Below are 16860 nucleotides of genomic sequence, written 5' to 3' on the forward strand. Positions count from 1 at the left end.
AAAACACGATGTCGGGGTTGTGCATGAGTGGAAGTCGACGCTGTGCGGCGGGCTGGGCCCTGGCCGGGTTGCTGCTGATGGGTTTGTCTGCGGGGTCGCAAGCCGCCAACACGGCGCTGCCGGTGCGCGGCTTGATCGTGCGCGGTCTGATCGTGCAGTTGCGCGACGCGCCTGCGCACCAGGCGATGCTGGACGCGCCGGATGCCCAGGTCGCCAACTCGGCTGGGGGGCCGAGCGCGGCCGAACTCAAGCGCGCCGATGGCCTGCGCTGGGCCAGGCTGATGGGCGCGACCGGGCTGACGCGGCAGGCCAGTGCGCCCAGCCTGCAGCCGGTGGGCCGCGCGGCGCAGCGCCTGCGCTGGGACACCCCCCCTGACGCGGCCACGCTGGCGCGCTGGCAAACCTTGCTGGCCGCCCGGCCCGAGGTAGCCTGGGTCGTGCCGGACACCTTGGAGCCGCGCCTGCAAAGCGAGCCGGCCGTGCCGGACGATCCCTTGTTCGCCGGCCAGGACCAGCAGTGGTGGCTGCAGCCCGTCAGCGGCAGCAACAGCCTGCCGCTCGCAGCCCGACTGCGCGGCGTGCCAGGCGTGCAGACCGCCTGGTCACGCAGCACCGGCGACGCCGGCCCGGTGATCGCCGTGCTGGACACCGGCCTCACGGCCCATCCCGAATTCGACAGCGCCCGCTTGCTGCCTGGCTACGACATGGTCTCGGACTGGGACGCCAGCGCCGGCCGCGGCTATGCCAATGACGGCGACGGCCGCGACGCCGATCCGGCCGACCCGGGCGACTGGGTCGACAGCGCGGACCAATCGGCCGACGCCGGCCGCTTCGGCAGCTGCAGCCTGCAAGGCAGCAGCTGGCACGGCACGACGGTGACCGGCATCATTGCCGCGAGCAGCAACAACGCGCTGGGCGTGGCCGGGCTGAACTGGGGCGTGCGCATCCTGCCGGTGCGCGTGGCCGGCAAGTGCGGCGCGACCGTCAGCGACATCGTCGACGGCATGCGCTGGGCCGCCGGCCTGCAGGTCTGCAAACGCTGGACCGATGGCAACACGGCCAGCGGTTGCGCCGAATGGGCGCCGGTCAACCCGACGCCAGCGCGTGTCGTCAACATCAGCTTCGGCGGTGCCTCGGCCTGCAACGCGGCCTACCAGGGCGCCATCGACGAACTCTGGGCACTGGGCGTGCTGGTGGTGGCCGCTGGCGGCAACGACCACGCCAGCCCCAGCCGGCCGGCCAACTGCCAGCACGTGCTGGGCGTGGCCGCGCTGAACCGCGATGGCTTCAAGGCCAGCTATTCGAACTTCGGCAGCGCTTTGGCGCTGGCCACGGTGGGTGGCGACGACACCAGCGGCCGATGGGGTTCGCTGCTGGCCGACGGCGGGCTGCTGACGCTGGGCAACAGCGGCAGCACCACGCCTGGCCTGCCCGGCTACGGCCGGCACACCGGTACCAGTTTTGCGGCCCCGGTGGTGGCGGGTGTGGCGGCGCAGATGCTGTCGCTCGCGCCAACGCTGGATGCAGCCGGGCTGCTGCAAGGCCTGAGCGCCAGCGCCAGACCGCACGTGGCCTCGTCGCTGATGTCGGTTTGCAGCGCAGCCAATCCTGGCCGCTGCGTCTGCACCACCGCCACCTGCGGCGCCGGCATCCTGGATGCCGACCAGGCGCTGCGCTATGCGCAGCTCACCACGCAGTCACAGGCCTACCAGGCCCCGAACTGGGCCGCGGTGCAGATCGACACCAGCGAGCTGCGCGCCGCGGCGGCGCTGGGCCAGGACCGCGAGGCCGCGACCAGCGAAGACGGCGCGACCAGTGGCGGCACCGGCAACAGCGCTGGCAGTTCATCGGCCGGTGGCGGTTCGTTGGACGGGCTCGAACTGGCAGCGCTCGCGACACTGCTGCTGTTGCAGGCGCTGGGGCAGCGGCTCAAGCCGGCGCGCAAGCGCTCCAGGGCGCCGCCGCCTTCTGAGTCCTGAGCTTGCCGGCCTGCTCGGCCGTCAGCGTCTCCACGCGCAGCTGGTGCTGGACGACGGGTTCGATCAGCGCGACCACGCGTGCGGTGCGCACGCCGCGCTGCTGCAACTGGTTCAGCCGGGCCTCGGCTTCGGGCTGGGTGTTGAACTGGCCCAGCGTCAGCCCCGGGCTCAGCGAGGCGTGGTTGACCAGTTCCTCGTGCGGCAAGCGCAGCCGGCGCACTTCCTCCAGCTTCTTCTGCAGCGCATCGGCGTCGGCAAACCGTCCCATGTAGACCGCCCAGCGGCCGGGCAGCTCGCGCCGGATGTCGACCCAGCCGTCGCTGCGCAGCCCGAGTTGCTGCAGCTGGCGCGTCATCTCGCCATAAGCCTGGTCGCTCAGCGGGCCGGCCTGCAGGCAGGCAGCGCCTGCCGCGGCAGTTGGCACCGCGCTGGCGCTGGCCGGTTCACTGGCGATGGTGGCCGCTGACGCAGCAGTTGTTTCGGCCGCCGTTGACGCAGCGCTTGCCGGTGCCGAAGCTGCGCCGTTGGACAGCAGCTGCAATGCTTGCGGGTTGACCTGGCGCGCCAGCCGTTCGGGCTCGCGCTGTGGGTCCAGCGCATGCAGGCCCAGCTTCTCGGCGATCAGCGGTTGGGTCCAGGCCCAGACGGCCAGGTTGGCCACGACGAGCAGGACCAGCAGCCAGCGCAACATCGGCGGGGCGGGCGCTTCAGCGTGCCGGCGCGGCCAGCGGACGCACGCTCACCTCGCCGCTGACGATGCGCTGCACCTCGCCCTGGCAGCGCACCAGCAGCGCGCCGTCCTCGGCCACGCCCAGCGATTCGCCTTCGGGGCATGCGGCGTCGGTGGTGCTCACCGCATGGCCGCGCAGCAGGTCGCGTTGGGCGTAGGCGGCCGAGATGCCGGCAAAGCCGTCACGTTCGAAGTCCAGCAGCCGTTGCGCCAGCCTGGGACAGATGCGCGCGAGCGCCTGGGGGGCCGACAGCTCGGCCTCGAATTCGCTGACCGAGGCAATCGCGTCCGGCACGTTTTGCGGCAGGTGCAGCGGCCTCAGGTTGATGCCGATGCCGATCACGGCAAAGCGCTGTTCTCCCACCTGCAGGGCCTCGATCAGCACGCCGCCCAGCTTGCGGCCGCGGCCCGGTGCGTCCACGCGCCACAGGTCGTTGGGCCACTTCAGGCCGATCTCCTGTCCGCCAGCGTCCAGTGCCTCGGCCGCCGCCACGCCCACCGCCAGCGACAGGCCGGACCAGTCGGCGCGGTGGATCGGCAGGCTGAGCGAAAAGGTCAGCGAGCTGCCGGGCGCCGATTCCCAGCTGCGGCCCAGCCGGCCCTTGCCCTGGGTCTGCTGCACGGCAACCAGCAGCGAGGGCGCCAGGTCGTCGGCCCGCAGTTCACGGCCCTGGGCCTTCAGTGCAGCGTGGCGCAGCCGGTCCATCAGTGCCTGGTTGGTCGACTCGATGTGGTCCACCACCTCGATCGACAGCTCGGGCAGCATGGGCAGCAGCTGTTCCCACAGCGCGTGGATGCCCCACAGGCTGTGGCGGTCGGCCGGGTTGGGCGCAGGAGGCGGCGGGATCAGCGGGGCATCGGTCATGGGCGGGACGCCTTCTGGCGCGTCTTCGGGCTCAACATCGTGCCACGGCAATCGGCTGCGCCGCAGCGGCACTCGTAGCGTTTTTTCAGCTTCGGGGTGTAGCGCTCGTCGATGGTCAGGCCGTAGTCGTAGAACAGCTCTTCGCCCGGCGCGATCGGCCGCAAGGCCTTGATGAAGACGCGGCCATCCTGCTCGTCGGCCTCGCAGTTCGGGTCGCAGGCATGGTTGATCCAGCGCGCGGCGTTGCCGCCGTACAGCGCGTCGATCACGTTGCCGCCTTCGATCTGGAAGTAGAAGGTGTGCTCGGGGTTGAACGGGTCGTGCGGGTGGCGGCGCAGCGCCTCGGGCCAGTCGATCACCTGGCCGGTGTATTCGATCAGGCGCTCGCCCGGTTCAATGGGCTGCAACGCGAAGACCCCTTTGCCGTGCACACCACTGCGGCGGACCTGGATGCGCCGCCCGTCCGGCTTGGCCTTGGTCTTGGCGACAGGGTTGTTGGCGGGCTTGGCTTGCGTGCGAGGCTTCATTGGGTACATTGGAATCATGGGCGTGCGCGCGTGTACACGTGCATACGCATGTACACACAGGCGCGCGAGTCGCCGGATTGTAGGCACGGCCGAATCCGGCCCGAGTGGAAATCGAAGAACACATGAGCAAGTCACTGATCATTGCGGAAAAGCCCAGCGTCGCGCAGGACATCGTGCGCGCGCTGACGCCCGTCTCCGGCAAGTTCGAAAAAGCCGCCGACCACTTCGAGAACGAGCAGTACGTCGTGACCTCGGCGGTTGGCCACCTGGTGGAAATCAAGGCACCGGAGGAATACGACGTCAAGCGTGGCAAGTGGAGCTTTGCCAACCTGCCGGTCGTGCCGCCGCATTTCGACCTGGCGCCGATCGACAAGGCCAAGGCCAGGCTGCAGGCCGTCGTCAAGCTGGTCAAGCGCAAGGACGTGACTTCGCTGATCAATGCCTGCGACGCGGGCCGCGAGGGCGAGCTGATCTTCCGGCTCATCGTGCAGTACGCCGGCACCGCCAAGGCGCCGATCAACAAGCCCATCCAGCGCCTGTGGCTGCAGAGCATGACGCCGCAGGCCATCCGCGACGGCTTCGACAAGCTGCGCTCCGACCAGCAGATGATGGGCCTGGCCGACGCCGCGCGCAGCCGCTCCGAGGCCGACTGGCTGGTCGGCATCAACGGCACGCGCGCGATGACGGCCTTCAACTCGCGCGACGGCGGCTTCTTCCTGACGACGGTCGGCCGGGTGCAGACGCCCACGCTGTCCATCGTGGTGGAGCGCGAAGAGAAGATCCGCAAGCACGTGGCGCGCGACTACTGGGAAATCAAGGCCGGCTTCGGTGCCGCCGCCGGCGACTACGAAGGCAAGTGGTTCGACCCCAAGTACAAGAAGGACGACCCCGCCGGTGGCGGCGCGCTGGCCGAGATCCCTGTCTCCGACCGCCGGCCAGACCGGCTCTGGAACGAAGCCGAGGCCAAGGCGATTGCCGATGCGGTGCGCGGCCTGCCCGGCGTGGTCACCGAAGAGGCCAAGCCCAGCACCCAGAGCAGCCCGGGCCTGTACGACCTGACCACGCTGCAGCGCGAGGCCAACTCGCGCTTCGGCTTCAGCGCCAAGACCACGCTGGGCCTGGCGCAGGCGCTGTATGAAAAGCACAAGGTGCTGACCTATCCGCGGACCGACTCGCGCTACCTGCCCGAGGACTATGTGCCGGTGGTCAAGGAAACCTTCCAGATGATCGCCACCGAGGACCTGCCCGGCCCGCTGCAGGCGCTGGCCCAGCATGCGAGGAAGGGCTTGAAGGAAGGCTACGTCAAGCCGCTCAAGCGGGTGTTCGACAACACCAAGGTCTCGGACCACTTTGCCATCATCCCGACGCTGCAGGCCCCGAAGGCGTTGACCGAGGCCGAGGCCAAGCTCTACGACATGGTCGTCAAGCGCTTCCTCGCGGTCTTCTACCCGGCGGCCGAATACATGGTCACGACCCGCATCACCAAGGTCAAGACCGCCGCCGGCCCTGAGCATGCGTTCCAGACCAACGGCAAGGTGCTGGTGAACCCGGGCTGGCTGGCCGTCTATGGCAAGGAAGCGCAGGACGAGGATGCGAACCTGGTGGCAGTGCAGCCGGGCGAGACGGTCAGCAACGAAGGCGTGAACCTGCTCGCGCAGCGCACCAAGCCGCCGGCGCGCTACACCGAAGCCACGCTGCTGAGCGCGATGGAAGGGGCAGGCAAGATGATCGACGACGACGAGCTGCGCGAAGCCATGGCCGAGAAGGGCCTGGGCACGCCAGCCACGCGCGCGCAGACCATCGAAGGCCTGATCCTGGAAAAGTACATGCTGCGCGAGGGCCGCGAGCTGGTGCCCACCGCCAAGGCCTTCCAGCTGATGACGCTGCTGCGCGGCCTGGGCGTGGAAGACCTGACCAAGCCCGAGCTGACCGGCAACTGGGAATTCCAGCTGGCCGAGATGGAGCAGGGCAAGCTCTCGCGCGAACAGTTCATGAAGGCGATTGCCGACATGGCCGAACGCATCGTCAAGAAGGCCAAGGAATACGACCGCGACACCATTCCCGGCGACTACGCGACGCTGAAGACCCCCTGCCCGAACTGCGGCGGCGTGGTGAAGGAAAACTACCGCCGCTTCACCTGTACAGGTACCTCTGGCGATTCAGAAGGATGTGGGTTCTCGATCACCAAGATACCCGGCGGCCGCAGCTTCGAGCTGGCCGAAGTGGAGCAGTTCCTGGCCGACAAGAAGATCGGTCCGCTGGAAGGCTTCCGCTCCAAGGCCGGCTGGCCGTTCACTGCCGAGCTGAAGCTGGCCTTCGACGACGAGACCAGGAACTGGAAGCTGGAGTTCGATTTCGGCGAAGACGCCAAGGCCGCCGAAGAAGGCGAAGCGGTGGACTTCAGCGACCAGGAGCCGCTCGGCGCCTGCCCGAAGTGCAAGGGCAAGGTCTACGAGCACGGCAGCAACTACGTCTGCGAACACGCGGTCAGCGCGCCGGTGACCTGCGACTTCAAGACCGGCAAGGTCATCCTGACCCAGCCGGTCTCGCGCGAGCAGGTCCACAAGCTGCTGACCACCGGCAAGACCGACCTGCTGGAGAACTTCGTCTCGAACAAGACCCGCCGCAAGTTCAAGGCCTTCCTGGCCTACGACAAGAAGGAAGGCAAGGTCAGCTTCGAGTTTGAACCGCGCGCGGCCAAGCCGCCGGCCAAGAAGGCCGCCGCCAAGGCATGACGCCAGCGGCATGACGCTGGCGATCCTCTACAAGCTGCTGGCCATCGTGCTGGTGGTGGCGCTGGGCTGGATCGTCGGCCGCTTGCGCTGGCTGGGCGAAGGCACGGCCGACAACGATCCGGCGCGCATCCTGTCCGCCGCGGCCTTCTACCTGTTCGCACCGGCGCTGTTCTTCCGCACCACCGCCCGGGTGGACCTGGCGCACCTGCCCTGGGCCATGCTGGCTGCGTTTTTCGTGCCGGTGACCGGGCTGATGCTGGCGGTCTACGGCGTGCAGCGGCTGCGGCGCGAGCGCAGCGGCCTGGCCGTCGCGGCGCCGGCGGTGCGCGCCGTCACCGCGACCTTCGGCAACTCGGTGCAGATCGGCATTCCGCTGGCCGCAGGCGTGCTCGGCGAAGCCGGCCTGGGCCTGCACCTGACGCTGGTCAGCGTGCACGCGCTGATCCTGCTGCTGGTCTGCACCACGCTGGTCGAGCTGGACCTGGCGCGCGCGAACGCCAAGGCCGACGCCCACCTCGGCCACGTGCTGCTCGGCACGCTGCGCAACGCCATCATCCACCCGGTTGTGCTGCCCGTGCTGGCGGGCCTCGCCTGGAACCTCGCCGGCTGGCCGCTGCCCGAGGCGGTGGACGAAGTGCTGCGCATGCTGGGCTCGGCCGTGGTGCCGCTGTGCCTCACGCTGATCGGCATGTCGCTGGCCTACCTGGGCCTGCCCAAGCGTCTGGACGGTGCCATTGCCGTCAGCGCGCTGAAGCTGCTGCTGCAGCCGGCGCTGGTGCTGGGACTCGCCCACTGGGGCTTCGGCCTCACCGGCACGCCGCTGGCCGTGCTGGTGCTGCTGGCCGCCTTGCCGGCCGGCAGCAACTCGATGATGTTCGCCCAGCGCTACCGCACGCTGGAAGCCGAGACCACCGCGGTCAACGTGCTGTCCACGCTGGCTTTTGTCGGCACCGCACCGCTGTGGCTGGCGCTGCTGGCCAGGCTGGGCTGAACCCGAGCGGCCGTGGCCGGGGATAATCCCGGCATGACCCCGCACGACATTCCCGCCTACATGGACCACCTGGGCGTGGCGGCGCGCGCCGCCGCGACCGCGATGGCCAGCGCCGGCACCCGCGTGAAAAACGATGCGCTGAGCGCGTTGGCCCGCCTGCTGCGCGAAGCCGGCGAGCCGCTGGCCTTGGCCAATGCCAAGGACATCGCCGCAGCCGAGGCCGCCGGCCTGGCCGCGCCGATGGTCGACCGCCTGCGCCTGACGCCCAAGGTCGTCGCCACCGTGGCCGAAGGCTGCGAACAGCTGGCGGCGATGCCCGACCCGGTTGGCGAGATCACCGGCGTGAAGCGCCGGCCCAGCGGCATCAGCGTGGGCCAGATGCGCGTGCCGCTGGGCGTGTTCGGCATGATTTACGAGAGCCGGCCGAACGTGACCATCGAGGCCGCGTCGCTGGCGATCAAGAGCGGCAACGCCTGCATCCTGCGCGGCGGCTCGGAGGCCATTCATTCGAACCTGGCGCTGTGGCAGCTGGTGCAGCGCGCGCTCTCCGAAGCCGGCCTGCCGCCCGAAGCCGTGCAGCTGGTCGAGACGACGGACCGCGCCGCGGTGGGCCGCCTGATTGCGATGCCTGAATACGTGGACGTGATCATCCCGCGCGGCGGCAAAGGCTTGATCGCGCGCATCAGCGCCGAGGCCAAGGTACCGGTCATCAAGCACCTGGACGGCAACTGCCATGTGTATGTCGATGCCGAGGTCGACCTCGAACAGGCATTGGTCGTGACCGACAACGCCAAGACGCAGAAGTACAGCCCGTGCAATGCCGCCGAGTCGCTGCTGGTGCATGCGGCGTCGGCCGCGGCCTTCCTGCCGCAGATCGGCGCGATCTTCGCGGCCAAGGGCGTGGAGATGCGTTGCGACCCTGCGGCCAAAGCCATCCTCGCCGCCGTTCCTGGCGCCAAGCTGGCCGACGCGACCGAGGCCGACTGGGCCGAGGAATACCTGGCGCCCGTCATCAGCGTGAAAGTGGTGCAGGGCCTGGACGAGGCGATTGCCCACATCAACCGCCACGGCTCGCACCACACCGATACGATCCTGACGACGAACCACCCGAACGCGATGCGCTTCCTGCGCGAGGTCGATTCGGCCAGCGTGATGGTCAACGCCAGCACCCGTTTCGCCGACGGTTTCGAATACGGCCTGGGGGCCGAAATCGGCATCTCGACCGACAAGTTCCACGCCCGCGGCCCGGTGGGCCTCGAAGGCCTCACGTCGATGAAATGGGTCGTGCTGGGCCAGGGCGAAATCAGGACTTGATGCCATGAGCGAGCCATCTTCCCGCCATGCCCTGGTGCTGTTTTCCGGCGGCCAGGATTCCACTGCCTGCCTGGCCTGGGCGCTGTCGCGTTTTGCACGTGTCGAGACGCTGGGCTTCGACTATGGCCAGCGCCACAAGGTGGAGCTCGAATGCCGGCAGGTGGTGCGGCGCGAGATCGCTGCGCAGTTCCCGCAGTGGGCCGCCAAGCTGGGTGACGATCACCTGCTGGACCTGGCGCTGCTGGGCCAGATCTCCGACACGGCGCTGACCGATGCGCGCGCCATCGAGCTGCAGGCCAATGGCTTGCCCAATACCTTCGTGCCCGGCCGCAACCTGCTGTTCCTGACCTTCGCCGCGGCGCTGGCCTACCGGCGCGGTGCCTCGGTGCTGGTCGGCGGCATGTGCGAGACGGACTACTCCGGCTACCCGGACTGCCGCGACAACACGCTCAAGGCGATGCAGGTCGCGCTCAGCCTGGGGCTGGACACGCCGATGACGCTGGAAACCCCGCTGATGTTCCTGACCAAGGCGCAGACCTGGGAGTTGAGCGACCAACTGGGCGGCGAGAGGCTGAACGAGTTGATCGTCGAGCACACCCATACCTGCTACCTCGGTGACCGCAGCCAGCGCCACGCCTGGGGCTACGGCTGTGGCCAGTGCCCCGCCTGCGAGTTGCGGGCCCAGGGCTTTGCCGCCTGGCGCGCCAGCCTGGGCGCGGCCACATGAGGGCGGCCTGGCGGGCGCTGCTCGAACCGGAGGCCTGGCAAGGCGTGTTGGCGGCATCGGATCCGGCCAGCGAGCCGGCAGCCAGCGCTGCCTGGCCGAACTGGCTGCAGCTGACGCATGTGGGCCATGTGGGCAGTTGGCTGCTGGAGCTGGCGCTGATCCTGGTGATCGCCTTCTGGATGGTGGGGGCCTACAACCGGCTGATGCGCCTGCGCAATGCGCTGGGCCAGGCCTGGGTGCAGATCGACGAATTGCTGGTGCGCCGCGCCGCTGCGCTGGACATGTTGCTCGCCGCTGTGCGCGAGCCGCTGGCCGATGAGGCCGGCAGCCTGCAGGTGCTGATGCAGGCGCAGGAGCGCCAGCGCCAGGCGGCCCTGGCCATGCGGCCCAGGCCTTACCGCATTTCGCTGGTGGCGGCCTGGGTGGCGGCCGAGCGCGACATGGCGTCCCCGATGGCGCGGCTGCATGCCTTGCTGGAGCAGCAGCCGACGCTGGACGAGCAGCCCGGCGTGCATGCCTCGCGCCAGCAGCTGACCGAGCTGGCCGCGCGGCTGGTCTATGCGCGGCAGTCCTTCAGCGACGCTGCAGCGGCCTACAACCAGGCCTTGACCGAGTTTCCGACCCGGCTGCTGACCCGCCTGTTCGGTTTTCGCGCCGCGGCCAGGCTCTAGCCCGGGCAGCGGCGCGTCAGGCCTGGCCCATCATGGCCGCGGTGGCGACCATCTCGTCGAACAGCGCGGCCATCGCGGCGCCGGACACGGTGTACGGGTCCAGCGTCGCGGTTTCGGAGTACTTGAGCAGCAGGCCGGGATTCAACCGGGTCAGGTTCACCATGCCCATGGCCCAGCCGGCGAAATGCCGCTCGGCGATCTCGGCATAGTTCAGCAGCACGACCTGCTTGTGGCGCGGGTCCACCGCAATGCGGTGGTACAGCTTGTTGACCGCGTCGCGGCCGCCTTCCAGCGTCTGCACGAAGGTGCCGTGCGCAAAGCACAGCGCACCGGTGATGCCTTGCGCCGGATTGGTGGACCGGGCCTGGTGCAGGATGCTGGTCAGCGCTTCCTGGTCCATCTCTGCCGTGGCCCGGCTGGCATACATCAGTCGCACAAGCATCGGGGTTCACCTCTTCTTGGACAACAGGGACAGGAATTCGCGCCGCAGGTTCGGGTCCTTCAGGAACGCGCCCCGCATCACGCTGTTGGTCATGGCCGTGTCATTGTCTTTCACGCCGCGCCAATGCATGCAGAAATGATCCGCTTCCATGACGATGGCCAGCCCGTCGGGCTTGACGCGCTCCTGCAAGGCGTCGGCCAGCATGATCACCGCCTCCTCCTGGATCTGCGGCCGGGTCATGATCCAGTCGGCGATGCGGGCGTATTTCGACAGGCCGATCAGGTTCGAGTGTTCATTCGGCAGCACGCCCACCCAGATCTTGCCGAGGATGGGGCACATGTGGTGCGAGCAGGCCGAGCGCACCGTGATCGGGCCGACGATCATCAGCTCGTTCAAGCGTGAGGCATTCGGGAATTCGGTGACCGGCGGCATCGGCTGGTAGCGGCCACGGAAGACTTCCTCCAGGTACATCTTGGCCACGCGGCGGGCGGTGTCCTGGGTGTTGTGGTCGCTCTCGGTGTCGATCACCAGCGCCTTCAGCACCTCGGCCATCTTGGCGCTCACTTCCTCCTTCAGTTCCTGCAGTTCACCCTCGCGCAGGAAGTCGGCGATGTTGTCGTTGGCGTGGTAGCGCCGCCTGGCCTGGACCAGGCGATAGCGCACCCGCTCGGACACCGGCAGCGCGGCCAGCGCTTCGTCTTGCAGGATGGGCGCACCAACGCGCGGGCTCTTGGGTTCGGCCATGCCGGGGGTCCTTGCGTGGTTCTATGACCTGCGCATTGTCGGCCAGCGGCTGCCGCATGGCGTGTGCAGGGTCAGCCCGCGGCAATCTTCTGGATGGGTCGGGTGGTTAGACTGCCGCGGGTGAACCCTGTCCATCCCTCTCCTCCGTTGTCCCGCCTGCTCGAACTGTGTGCCGACGCGGTGCAGGCCGTGCGCGCCGGCCGCTCCCTGACCGACGTGCTGGCCGGCGTGCAGCCTGCTGCACGGCCGGGCACCCAGGCGCTGGCCTTTGCGGTGCTGCGCCGGCTGGGTGCGGCCACCGCGGCCCGCGCCGTGCTCGCCCCGCGCAACCCCCCGCCCGTGGTGGACGCACTGCTGGTCTGTGCGCTGGCGCTGCTGTGGCCGGACGACTCGCCGCCCTACCCGGACCACACGCTGGTCGACCAGGCCGTGACCGCGGCGCGCCACAAGGTGCCGGCGGCAGCCGGGTTCATCAACGCGGTGCTGCGCCGCTTCCTGCGCGAGCGTGCCGCGGTGGTGGCGCAGGCCGAGCAGCAGCCCGAAGGCGCGTGGAACCACCCTGCGTGGTGGATTCAGAAAGTGCGCCACGACTGGCCGGCCGATTGGCAGGCGCTGCTGGATGAAGCCCAGCGCCGTCCACCGATGACGCTGCGGGTCAACGCCCGCCGCAGCAGCCGCGAGGCCTACCTGCAGCAACTGCAGGCCGCCGGCATCGCGGCCGACCCGGTCGAAGGGCCCGGCCTGGAACACGCGCTGGTGCTGCGCCAGCCCTGTCCTGTGGACCGCCTGCCGGGTTTTGCACAGGGCCTTGTGTCGGTGCAGGACCTGTCAGCCCAGCGCGCGGCGCCGCTGCTGCTGCAGGACTGGGCGGGCGGTTTGCCCGCCGGGGCCCATGTGCTGGACGCCTGCGCCGCACCCGGCGGCAAGACGGCGCACCTGCTGGAGCTGGCCGAGCTGGACCTGCTGGCGCTGGACACCGACGCCGGCCGCCTGGCCCGCGTGGACGATGGCCTGCGCCGCCTGGGCCTGCAGGCCCGCACCCGTGCGGCCGATGCGCGCCAGGTCAGCCAGTGGTGGGACGGCCGGCCGTTCGACGCGATCCTGCTGGACGCGCCGTGCAGCGCCTCGGGCATCGTGCGGCGCCACCCGGACATTCGCTGGCTGCGCCGCGCCGACGACATCCAGGCGCTGGCCCGCATCCAGGCCGAACTGCTGGACGCGCTGTGGCCGCTGCTCAAGCCTGGTGGCCGGCTGGTTTATGCAACCTGTTCCTTGTTCAAGGACGAAGGCATCCGGCAGATCGACGCATTTTTGCAACGCCATTCGCTGGCGCCCGGGGTCATCGCGCCCCTGTCGCCCGGTCACCTGCTGCCGCTGCCGGACAATGCAAAGCATCCCCCGTCGGCCTCGCTGGCTGACGGTTTTTACTATGCCTTGCTGCAACGGCCCGCTGCTGCCTCTGACTGAATGCCGATGGGTTTTGAATGGATGTCCGGCCTGGCAGGCCGCGGCCTGATGCACACGGCTGCGGCCTGCGTGCGCGGGCTGCTGCTGGCCATGTGGCTGGGCTTGCTGGCCAGCGCGGCGGGGGTGCGCGCCCAGGGCATCGAGCTGCCGCAGCTCTCGCTCAGCCGGCAAGAGGGTGGGCTGACGCTGGACTTTGAAGTCAAGCTGGCACTGAGCCGCGCCACTGAAGACGCGCTCCAGCGCGGCGTGCCGCTCTATTTCACCGCGTCAGCCCAGGTCTTTCACCCCCGCTGGTATTGGCGCGACGAGCGTGTGGCCCGCGCCACCCGCACCTGGCGCATCTCCTACCAGCCGCTCACCTCCAGCTGGCGCGTCAGCTTCGGTGCGTTGAGCCAGAACTACCCCAGCGCCGAAGCCGCGCTGGCGATGATCTCGCGTGCCACCCGCTGGCGCATTGCCGAACCCGAGCAGATCGACCCCAGCGAGCGCTATTACGTCGAGTTCAGCTACCGGCTGGACAGCAGCATGCTGCCGCGCCCGCTGCAGCTGGACCTGGCGGTGCAATCCGACTGGCGGCTGTCGGTCGAGCGCACGCTGAAGCTCGACTGAGCCCTTGATCGAGCCCTCCGCCACGCGCCTTGCCACCCGACCCGCGATGAAAAACTCCGTGCGCCTGGGCTGGGGCCTGGCCACGCTGGTGGCAGCGGGCCTGGGCCTGGTGCTGGCGGTCGTGCTGTCGTTGGTGGTACAGGGCCCGCTGGGCTATGGCGGCCACTTCGTCTGGCTGTTCTGGGTCAATGTGGGCGTGGCCGGCGTGCTCGCGCTGGTGCTGCTGGCGGCCGCCATACGGCTGGTGTTCCGGCTCAAGGCCGGCAAGTTCGGCAGCCGGCTGCTGATCAAGCTGGCCGGCATCTTCGCGCTGGTCGGCGTGCTGCCGGGCGCGCTCATCTACACCGTCAGCTACCAGTTCGTCTCGCGCAGCATCGAGGCCTGGTTCGACGCCAGCGTCGAAAGTGCGCTGGACGCCGGCCTGGCGCTGGGCAAGGGCACGCTGGAAGCGCTGGCCTCGGACCTGGTCAACAAGACCCGCGCTGCGGCCGACCGGCTGGCCGAGGTGCGCAGCAGCGACCCGGCCCTGCTGCAACTGGAACGCCTGCGCGAGCAGCTGGGCGCCACGCAGGTGGCAGTCGTCAACGGCAATGGCCAGGTGCAGAGCAACGCCAGCGCCACGGCCGACCTGGGCATCGAGCGGCCGTCCCCGGCGCTGCTGCGCCAGGCCAAGGCGGTGCAGTCGGTCAGCCAGGTCGAAGGCCTGGAGGACGACGGCACTGCGGCCGCCGGCCTGCAGCCGGCCCAGGTGCGCGCGCTGGCGCTGATTCCAGATGCCCGCATCAGGCTCTCCGGCGAGGCCGATCGTTACCTGATGGTGCTGCAGCCGCTGCCCACCGCGCTGACCAGCAATGCGCTGATCGTGCAGGCCGCCTACCGCGAATACCAGCAGCGCCACATCGCGCGCGACGGCCTGCGCCGCATGTACATCGGCACGCTGACGCTGGCGCTGGTGCTGTCGGTCTTTGGTGCGGTGCTGCTGGCGGTGGTGCTGGGCAACCAGCTCGCGCGGCCGCTGCTGCTGCTGGCCGACGGCATGCGCCAGGTCGCGCGCGGCGACCTGACCGCCAAGCAGGTCTTCACCTCCAACGACGAGATTGGCGAGCTGACGCGCAACTTCGCCCACATGACCGAGCAGCTCGGCAGCGCCCGCCAGCAGGCCGATGCCAGCCTGCGCCAGCTCGAAGGCGCACGCCTGCGGCTGCAGACCATCCTCGACAGCCTGACCGCCGGCGTCATCGTGTTCGACCGCGACCACCTGATCGACACCGTGAACCCTGGCGCCACCCGCATCCTGCGCGCGCCGCTGTCCGTCTTCGTTGGCCGCAGCCTGGGCGATGTGCCCGGCATGACGGATTTTGCCGCCGCGATCCACCAGCGCTTCGAGCAGCACCAGAGCAGTCCGGAAGACGGCGAGCGCGACCATTGGCAGGAGTCCTTCGAGCTGCGCCAGAGCGAGCGCGAAGGCGGCATCACGCTGCTGGTGCGTGGCGCGCTGCTGGTTGGCGGTGCGCGGCTGGTGGTGTTCGACGACATCACCGAGGTCGTCTCGGCGCAGCGCAGCGAGGCCTGGGCCGAGGTTGCGCGGCGCCTGGCGCACGAGATCAAGAACCCGCTCACGCCCATCCAGCTGTCGGCCGAGCGCCTGCAGCACAAGCTCGAATCCAAGCTTGAGTCGCCAACGGACCAGGCCATGCTGGTGCGCTCGGTGGCCACCATCGTCAACCAGGTGCAGGCGATGAAGCAGCTGGTCAACGAATTCCGCGACTACGCGCGGCTGCCGGCGGTGCGGCTGCAGGACACCGACCTGAACGCGCTCGTCGCCGAAGTGCTGGGCCTGTATGGCGACGACCAGGAGCGTGGCCGCCTGCAGTCCCGCTGCGCGCCGGCGCTGCCCCAGGTGCGGGGCGATCCGACCCAGCTGCGCCAGGTCATCCACAACCTGGTTCAGAACGCCTTGCAGGCGCTGGCCGGCCGCGAAGGCGGCAAGGTCTGCGTCGAGACCGAGATCGCGCGCCATGAAGACGGGCGCGTGCGGGCCGTGCGCCTGAAAGTGGCAGACAATGGCCCGGGGTTCAGCGACAAGGTGTTGAAGCGCGCATTCGAACCCTACGTCACCACCAAGAGCAAAGGCACTGGCCTGGGACTTGCGGTGGTGAAGAAAATTGCCGACGAACACGGCGCACGCGTTCGCATCGTCAACCTGCCCCCCCAAAATGCAGGCAGCGATGCGCCGTCGGGTGCGCAGGTTTCGCTATCATTTTCCAGCTTCATTGAACAGAAGGATCCTCCAGCGCATGGCCCGGCCCACCCACCCGTCGCCTGAACGCTGTCCCGGACATCCATGGCAACGATACTTGTAGTCGACGACGAGATGGGCATCCGTGCCTTGCTGTCGGAAATCCTCACCGATGAAGGGCACGCCATCGAGCTGGCCGAAAACGCCGCCCAGGCCCGTGCGGTGCGCGAGCGCCTGCGGCCGGACCTGGTGCTGCTCGACATCTGGATGCCCGATGTCGACGGCATCACCCTGCTCAAGGAGTGGGGCGCCAGCGGCCAGTTGACGATGCCGGTGGTCATGATGAGCGGCCACGGCACCATCGACACCGCGGTCGAGGCCACCAAATACGGCGCCATCGCCTTCCTCGAAAAGCCCATCACGCTGCAAAAGCTGCTGCGGGCCGTCGAGCAGTCGCTGGCCCGCACGCCTGCACGCCCGCCGGCCCCGGTCGGCGCACCCACCGCCTACCGTGGCGAAATCGGGTTGACGGTGGAGTCCGCCATGACCGGCGGCATCGGCCTGCCCACGCTGCCGGTGGACCTTGGCCCGCAGCCCGAACAAAGCTTCGACCTCGACCGCCCGCTGCGTGAAGCCCGCGACGCCTTCGAGAAAAGCTACTTCGAGTTCCACCTCGCCCGCGAGAACGGCTCAATGACCCGCGTCGCCGAAAAAACCGGCCTCGAACGCACCCACCTCTACCGCAAGCTCAAGCAGCTCGGCGTCGACCTGACCCGCAACAAACGTGGCAGCATGGCCTGAAGCCATGCTATAGTGTCTG

Annotated in this window: 15 protein-coding genes; 10 read left to right on the forward strand and 5 right to left on the reverse strand. The window is 69.0% G+C overall.

Annotated features, from left to right (window positions below):
* The first annotated feature begins 77 nt into the window (after positions 1-77).
* Positions 78-1979, forward strand: coding sequence for a S8 family serine peptidase (locus ACAH41_RS10780; protein ID WP_370538285.1), 1902 nt, complete (start codon positions 78-80; stop codon positions 1977-1979).
* Here the strand turns inward: ACAH41_RS10780 and ACAH41_RS10785 are convergent.
* Genes ACAH41_RS10785 through ACAH41_RS10795 form a run of 3 tightly spaced genes read right to left on the reverse strand, consistent with a single transcriptional unit; the run spans position 1930 to position 4119 of the window.
* Positions 1930-2670, reverse strand: a complete 741-nt coding sequence (locus ACAH41_RS10785) for an SPOR domain-containing protein (RefSeq protein ID WP_325656297.1) — start codon at positions 2668-2670, stop codon at positions 1930-1932. The genes ACAH41_RS10780 and ACAH41_RS10785 overlap by 50 nt on opposite strands.
* Before the next feature lie 16 nt (positions 2671-2686).
* Positions 2687-3574, reverse strand: coding sequence for a biotin--[acetyl-CoA-carboxylase] ligase (locus ACAH41_RS10790; RefSeq protein WP_325656299.1), 888 nt, complete (start codon positions 3572-3574; stop codon positions 2687-2689).
* Positions 3571-4119, reverse strand: a complete 549-nt coding sequence (locus ACAH41_RS10795; RefSeq protein WP_370538286.1) for an SET domain-containing protein — start codon at positions 4117-4119, stop codon at positions 3571-3573. Before ACAH41_RS10795 ends, ACAH41_RS10790 begins: the two co-directional genes overlap by 4 nt.
* A gap of 104 nt (positions 4120-4223) precedes the next feature.
* Between ACAH41_RS10795 and ACAH41_RS10800 the strand changes: the two genes are divergently transcribed.
* The 5 genes from ACAH41_RS10800 to ACAH41_RS10820 are packed head-to-tail and all read left to right on the forward strand — an operon-like array spanning position 4224 to position 10539.
* Positions 4224-6836, forward strand: a complete 2613-nt coding sequence (locus ACAH41_RS10800) for a DNA topoisomerase III (RefSeq protein WP_325656303.1) — start codon at positions 4224-4226, stop codon at positions 6834-6836.
* A gap of 10 nt (positions 6837-6846) precedes the next feature.
* A complete protein-coding gene (locus tag ACAH41_RS10805) occupies positions 6847-7827 on the forward strand; it encodes an AEC family transporter (protein ID WP_325656305.1) in 981 nt (326 codons plus the stop codon).
* 33 nt (positions 7828-7860) lie between these two features.
* Positions 7861-9141, forward strand: coding sequence for a glutamate-5-semialdehyde dehydrogenase (locus ACAH41_RS10810; RefSeq protein ID WP_325656307.1), 1281 nt, complete (start codon positions 7861-7863; stop codon positions 9139-9141).
* Positions 9142-9145: 4 nt separating this feature from the next.
* Positions 9146-9868 carry a 7-cyano-7-deazaguanine synthase QueC gene (gene queC / locus ACAH41_RS10815; protein WP_325656310.1) on the forward strand — a complete coding sequence of 241 codons (723 nt, stop codon included), beginning with the start codon at positions 9146-9148 and terminating at the stop codon, positions 9866-9868.
* Positions 9865-10539, forward strand: a complete 675-nt coding sequence (locus tag ACAH41_RS10820; RefSeq protein ID WP_325656312.1) for a LemA family protein — start codon at positions 9865-9867, stop codon at positions 10537-10539. Before queC ends, ACAH41_RS10820 begins: the two co-directional genes overlap by 4 nt.
* Before the next feature lie 16 nt (positions 10540-10555).
* On the opposite strand, the gene ACAH41_RS10825 is transcribed toward ACAH41_RS10820, so the two are convergent.
* A complete protein-coding gene (locus ACAH41_RS10825) occupies positions 10556-10981 on the reverse strand; it encodes a BLUF domain-containing protein (RefSeq protein WP_325656314.1) in 426 nt (141 codons plus the stop codon).
* Between the two features lie 6 nt (positions 10982-10987).
* Entirely contained in the window at positions 10988-11725 is a 738-nt protein-coding gene (folE, locus tag ACAH41_RS10830; protein WP_325656316.1) for a GTP cyclohydrolase I, read from the reverse strand.
* 93 nt (positions 11726-11818) lie between these two features.
* On the opposite strand from folE, the gene rsmB reads away from it, so the two are divergent.
* From rsmB to ACAH41_RS10850, 4 genes are read left to right on the forward strand one after another with little or no spacing between them, the layout of a single operon-like run.
* Positions 11819-13192, forward strand: a complete 1374-nt coding sequence (gene rsmB / locus ACAH41_RS10835) for a 16S rRNA (cytosine(967)-C(5))-methyltransferase RsmB (protein WP_370538287.1) — start codon at positions 11819-11821, stop codon at positions 13190-13192.
* A 6-nt stretch (positions 13193-13198) separates the two neighbouring features.
* Positions 13199-13801, forward strand: a complete 603-nt coding sequence (locus tag ACAH41_RS10840) for a DUF4390 domain-containing protein (protein WP_370538288.1) — start codon at positions 13199-13201, stop codon at positions 13799-13801.
* 46 nt (positions 13802-13847) lie between these two features.
* The gene (locus tag ACAH41_RS10845) at positions 13848-16127 is read left to right on the forward strand and encodes an ATP-binding protein (protein WP_325656323.1); all 2280 of its coding nucleotides are present in this window, start codon (positions 13848-13850) and stop codon (positions 16125-16127) included.
* 18 nt (positions 16128-16145) lie between these two features.
* Positions 16146-16841, forward strand: a complete 696-nt coding sequence (locus ACAH41_RS10850; RefSeq protein ID WP_325656325.1) for a response regulator — start codon at positions 16146-16148, stop codon at positions 16839-16841.
* The last annotated feature ends 19 nt before the right edge of the window (positions 16842-16860 follow it).

This window comes from Ideonella sp. (assembly GCF_041287625.1).
Lineage (GTDB): Bacteria > Pseudomonadota > Gammaproteobacteria > Burkholderiales > Burkholderiaceae_C > Ideonella.

Excerpts from the sequence above, each read along its gene's own strand:
- rsmB (WP_370538287.1), top strand. The coding sequence starts at position 11,819 with ATGGGTCGGGTGGTTAGACTGCCGCGGGTGAACCCTGTCCATCCCTCT.
- ACAH41_RS10795 (WP_370538286.1), bottom strand. The coding sequence starts at position 4,119 with ATGATTCCAATGTACCCAATGAAGCCTCGCACGCAAGCCAAGCCCGCC.
- ACAH41_RS10800 (WP_325656303.1), top strand. The coding sequence starts at position 4,224 with ATGAGCAAGTCACTGATCATTGCGGAAAAGCCCAGCGTCGCGCAGGAC.
- ACAH41_RS10810 (WP_325656307.1), top strand. The coding sequence starts at position 7,861 with ATGACCCCGCACGACATTCCCGCCTACATGGACCACCTGGGCGTGGCG.
- ACAH41_RS10785 (WP_325656297.1), bottom strand. The coding sequence starts at position 2,670 with ATGTTGCGCTGGCTGCTGGTCCTGCTCGTCGTGGCCAACCTGGCCGTC.
- folE (WP_325656316.1), bottom strand. The coding sequence starts at position 11,725 with ATGGCCGAACCCAAGAGCCCGCGCGTTGGTGCGCCCATCCTGCAAGAC.
- ACAH41_RS10780 (WP_370538285.1), top strand. The coding sequence starts at position 78 with ATGGGTTTGTCTGCGGGGTCGCAAGCCGCCAACACGGCGCTGCCGGTG.
- ACAH41_RS10850 (WP_325656325.1), top strand. The coding sequence starts at position 16,146 with ATGGCAACGATACTTGTAGTCGACGACGAGATGGGCATCCGTGCCTTG.
- ACAH41_RS10825 (WP_325656314.1), bottom strand. The coding sequence starts at position 10,981 with ATGCTTGTGCGACTGATGTATGCCAGCCGGGCCACGGCAGAGATGGAC.
- ACAH41_RS10790 (WP_325656299.1), bottom strand. The coding sequence starts at position 3,574 with ATGACCGATGCCCCGCTGATCCCGCCGCCTCCTGCGCCCAACCCGGCC.
- ACAH41_RS10840 (WP_370538288.1), top strand. The coding sequence starts at position 13,199 with ATGGGTTTTGAATGGATGTCCGGCCTGGCAGGCCGCGGCCTGATGCAC.
- ACAH41_RS10805 (WP_325656305.1), top strand. The coding sequence starts at position 6,847 with ATGACGCTGGCGATCCTCTACAAGCTGCTGGCCATCGTGCTGGTGGTG.
- ACAH41_RS10845 (WP_325656323.1), top strand. The coding sequence starts at position 13,848 with ATGAAAAACTCCGTGCGCCTGGGCTGGGGCCTGGCCACGCTGGTGGCA.
- ACAH41_RS10820 (WP_325656312.1), top strand. The coding sequence starts at position 9,865 with ATGAGGGCGGCCTGGCGGGCGCTGCTCGAACCGGAGGCCTGGCAAGGC.
- queC (WP_325656310.1), top strand. The coding sequence starts at position 9,146 with ATGAGCGAGCCATCTTCCCGCCATGCCCTGGTGCTGTTTTCCGGCGGC.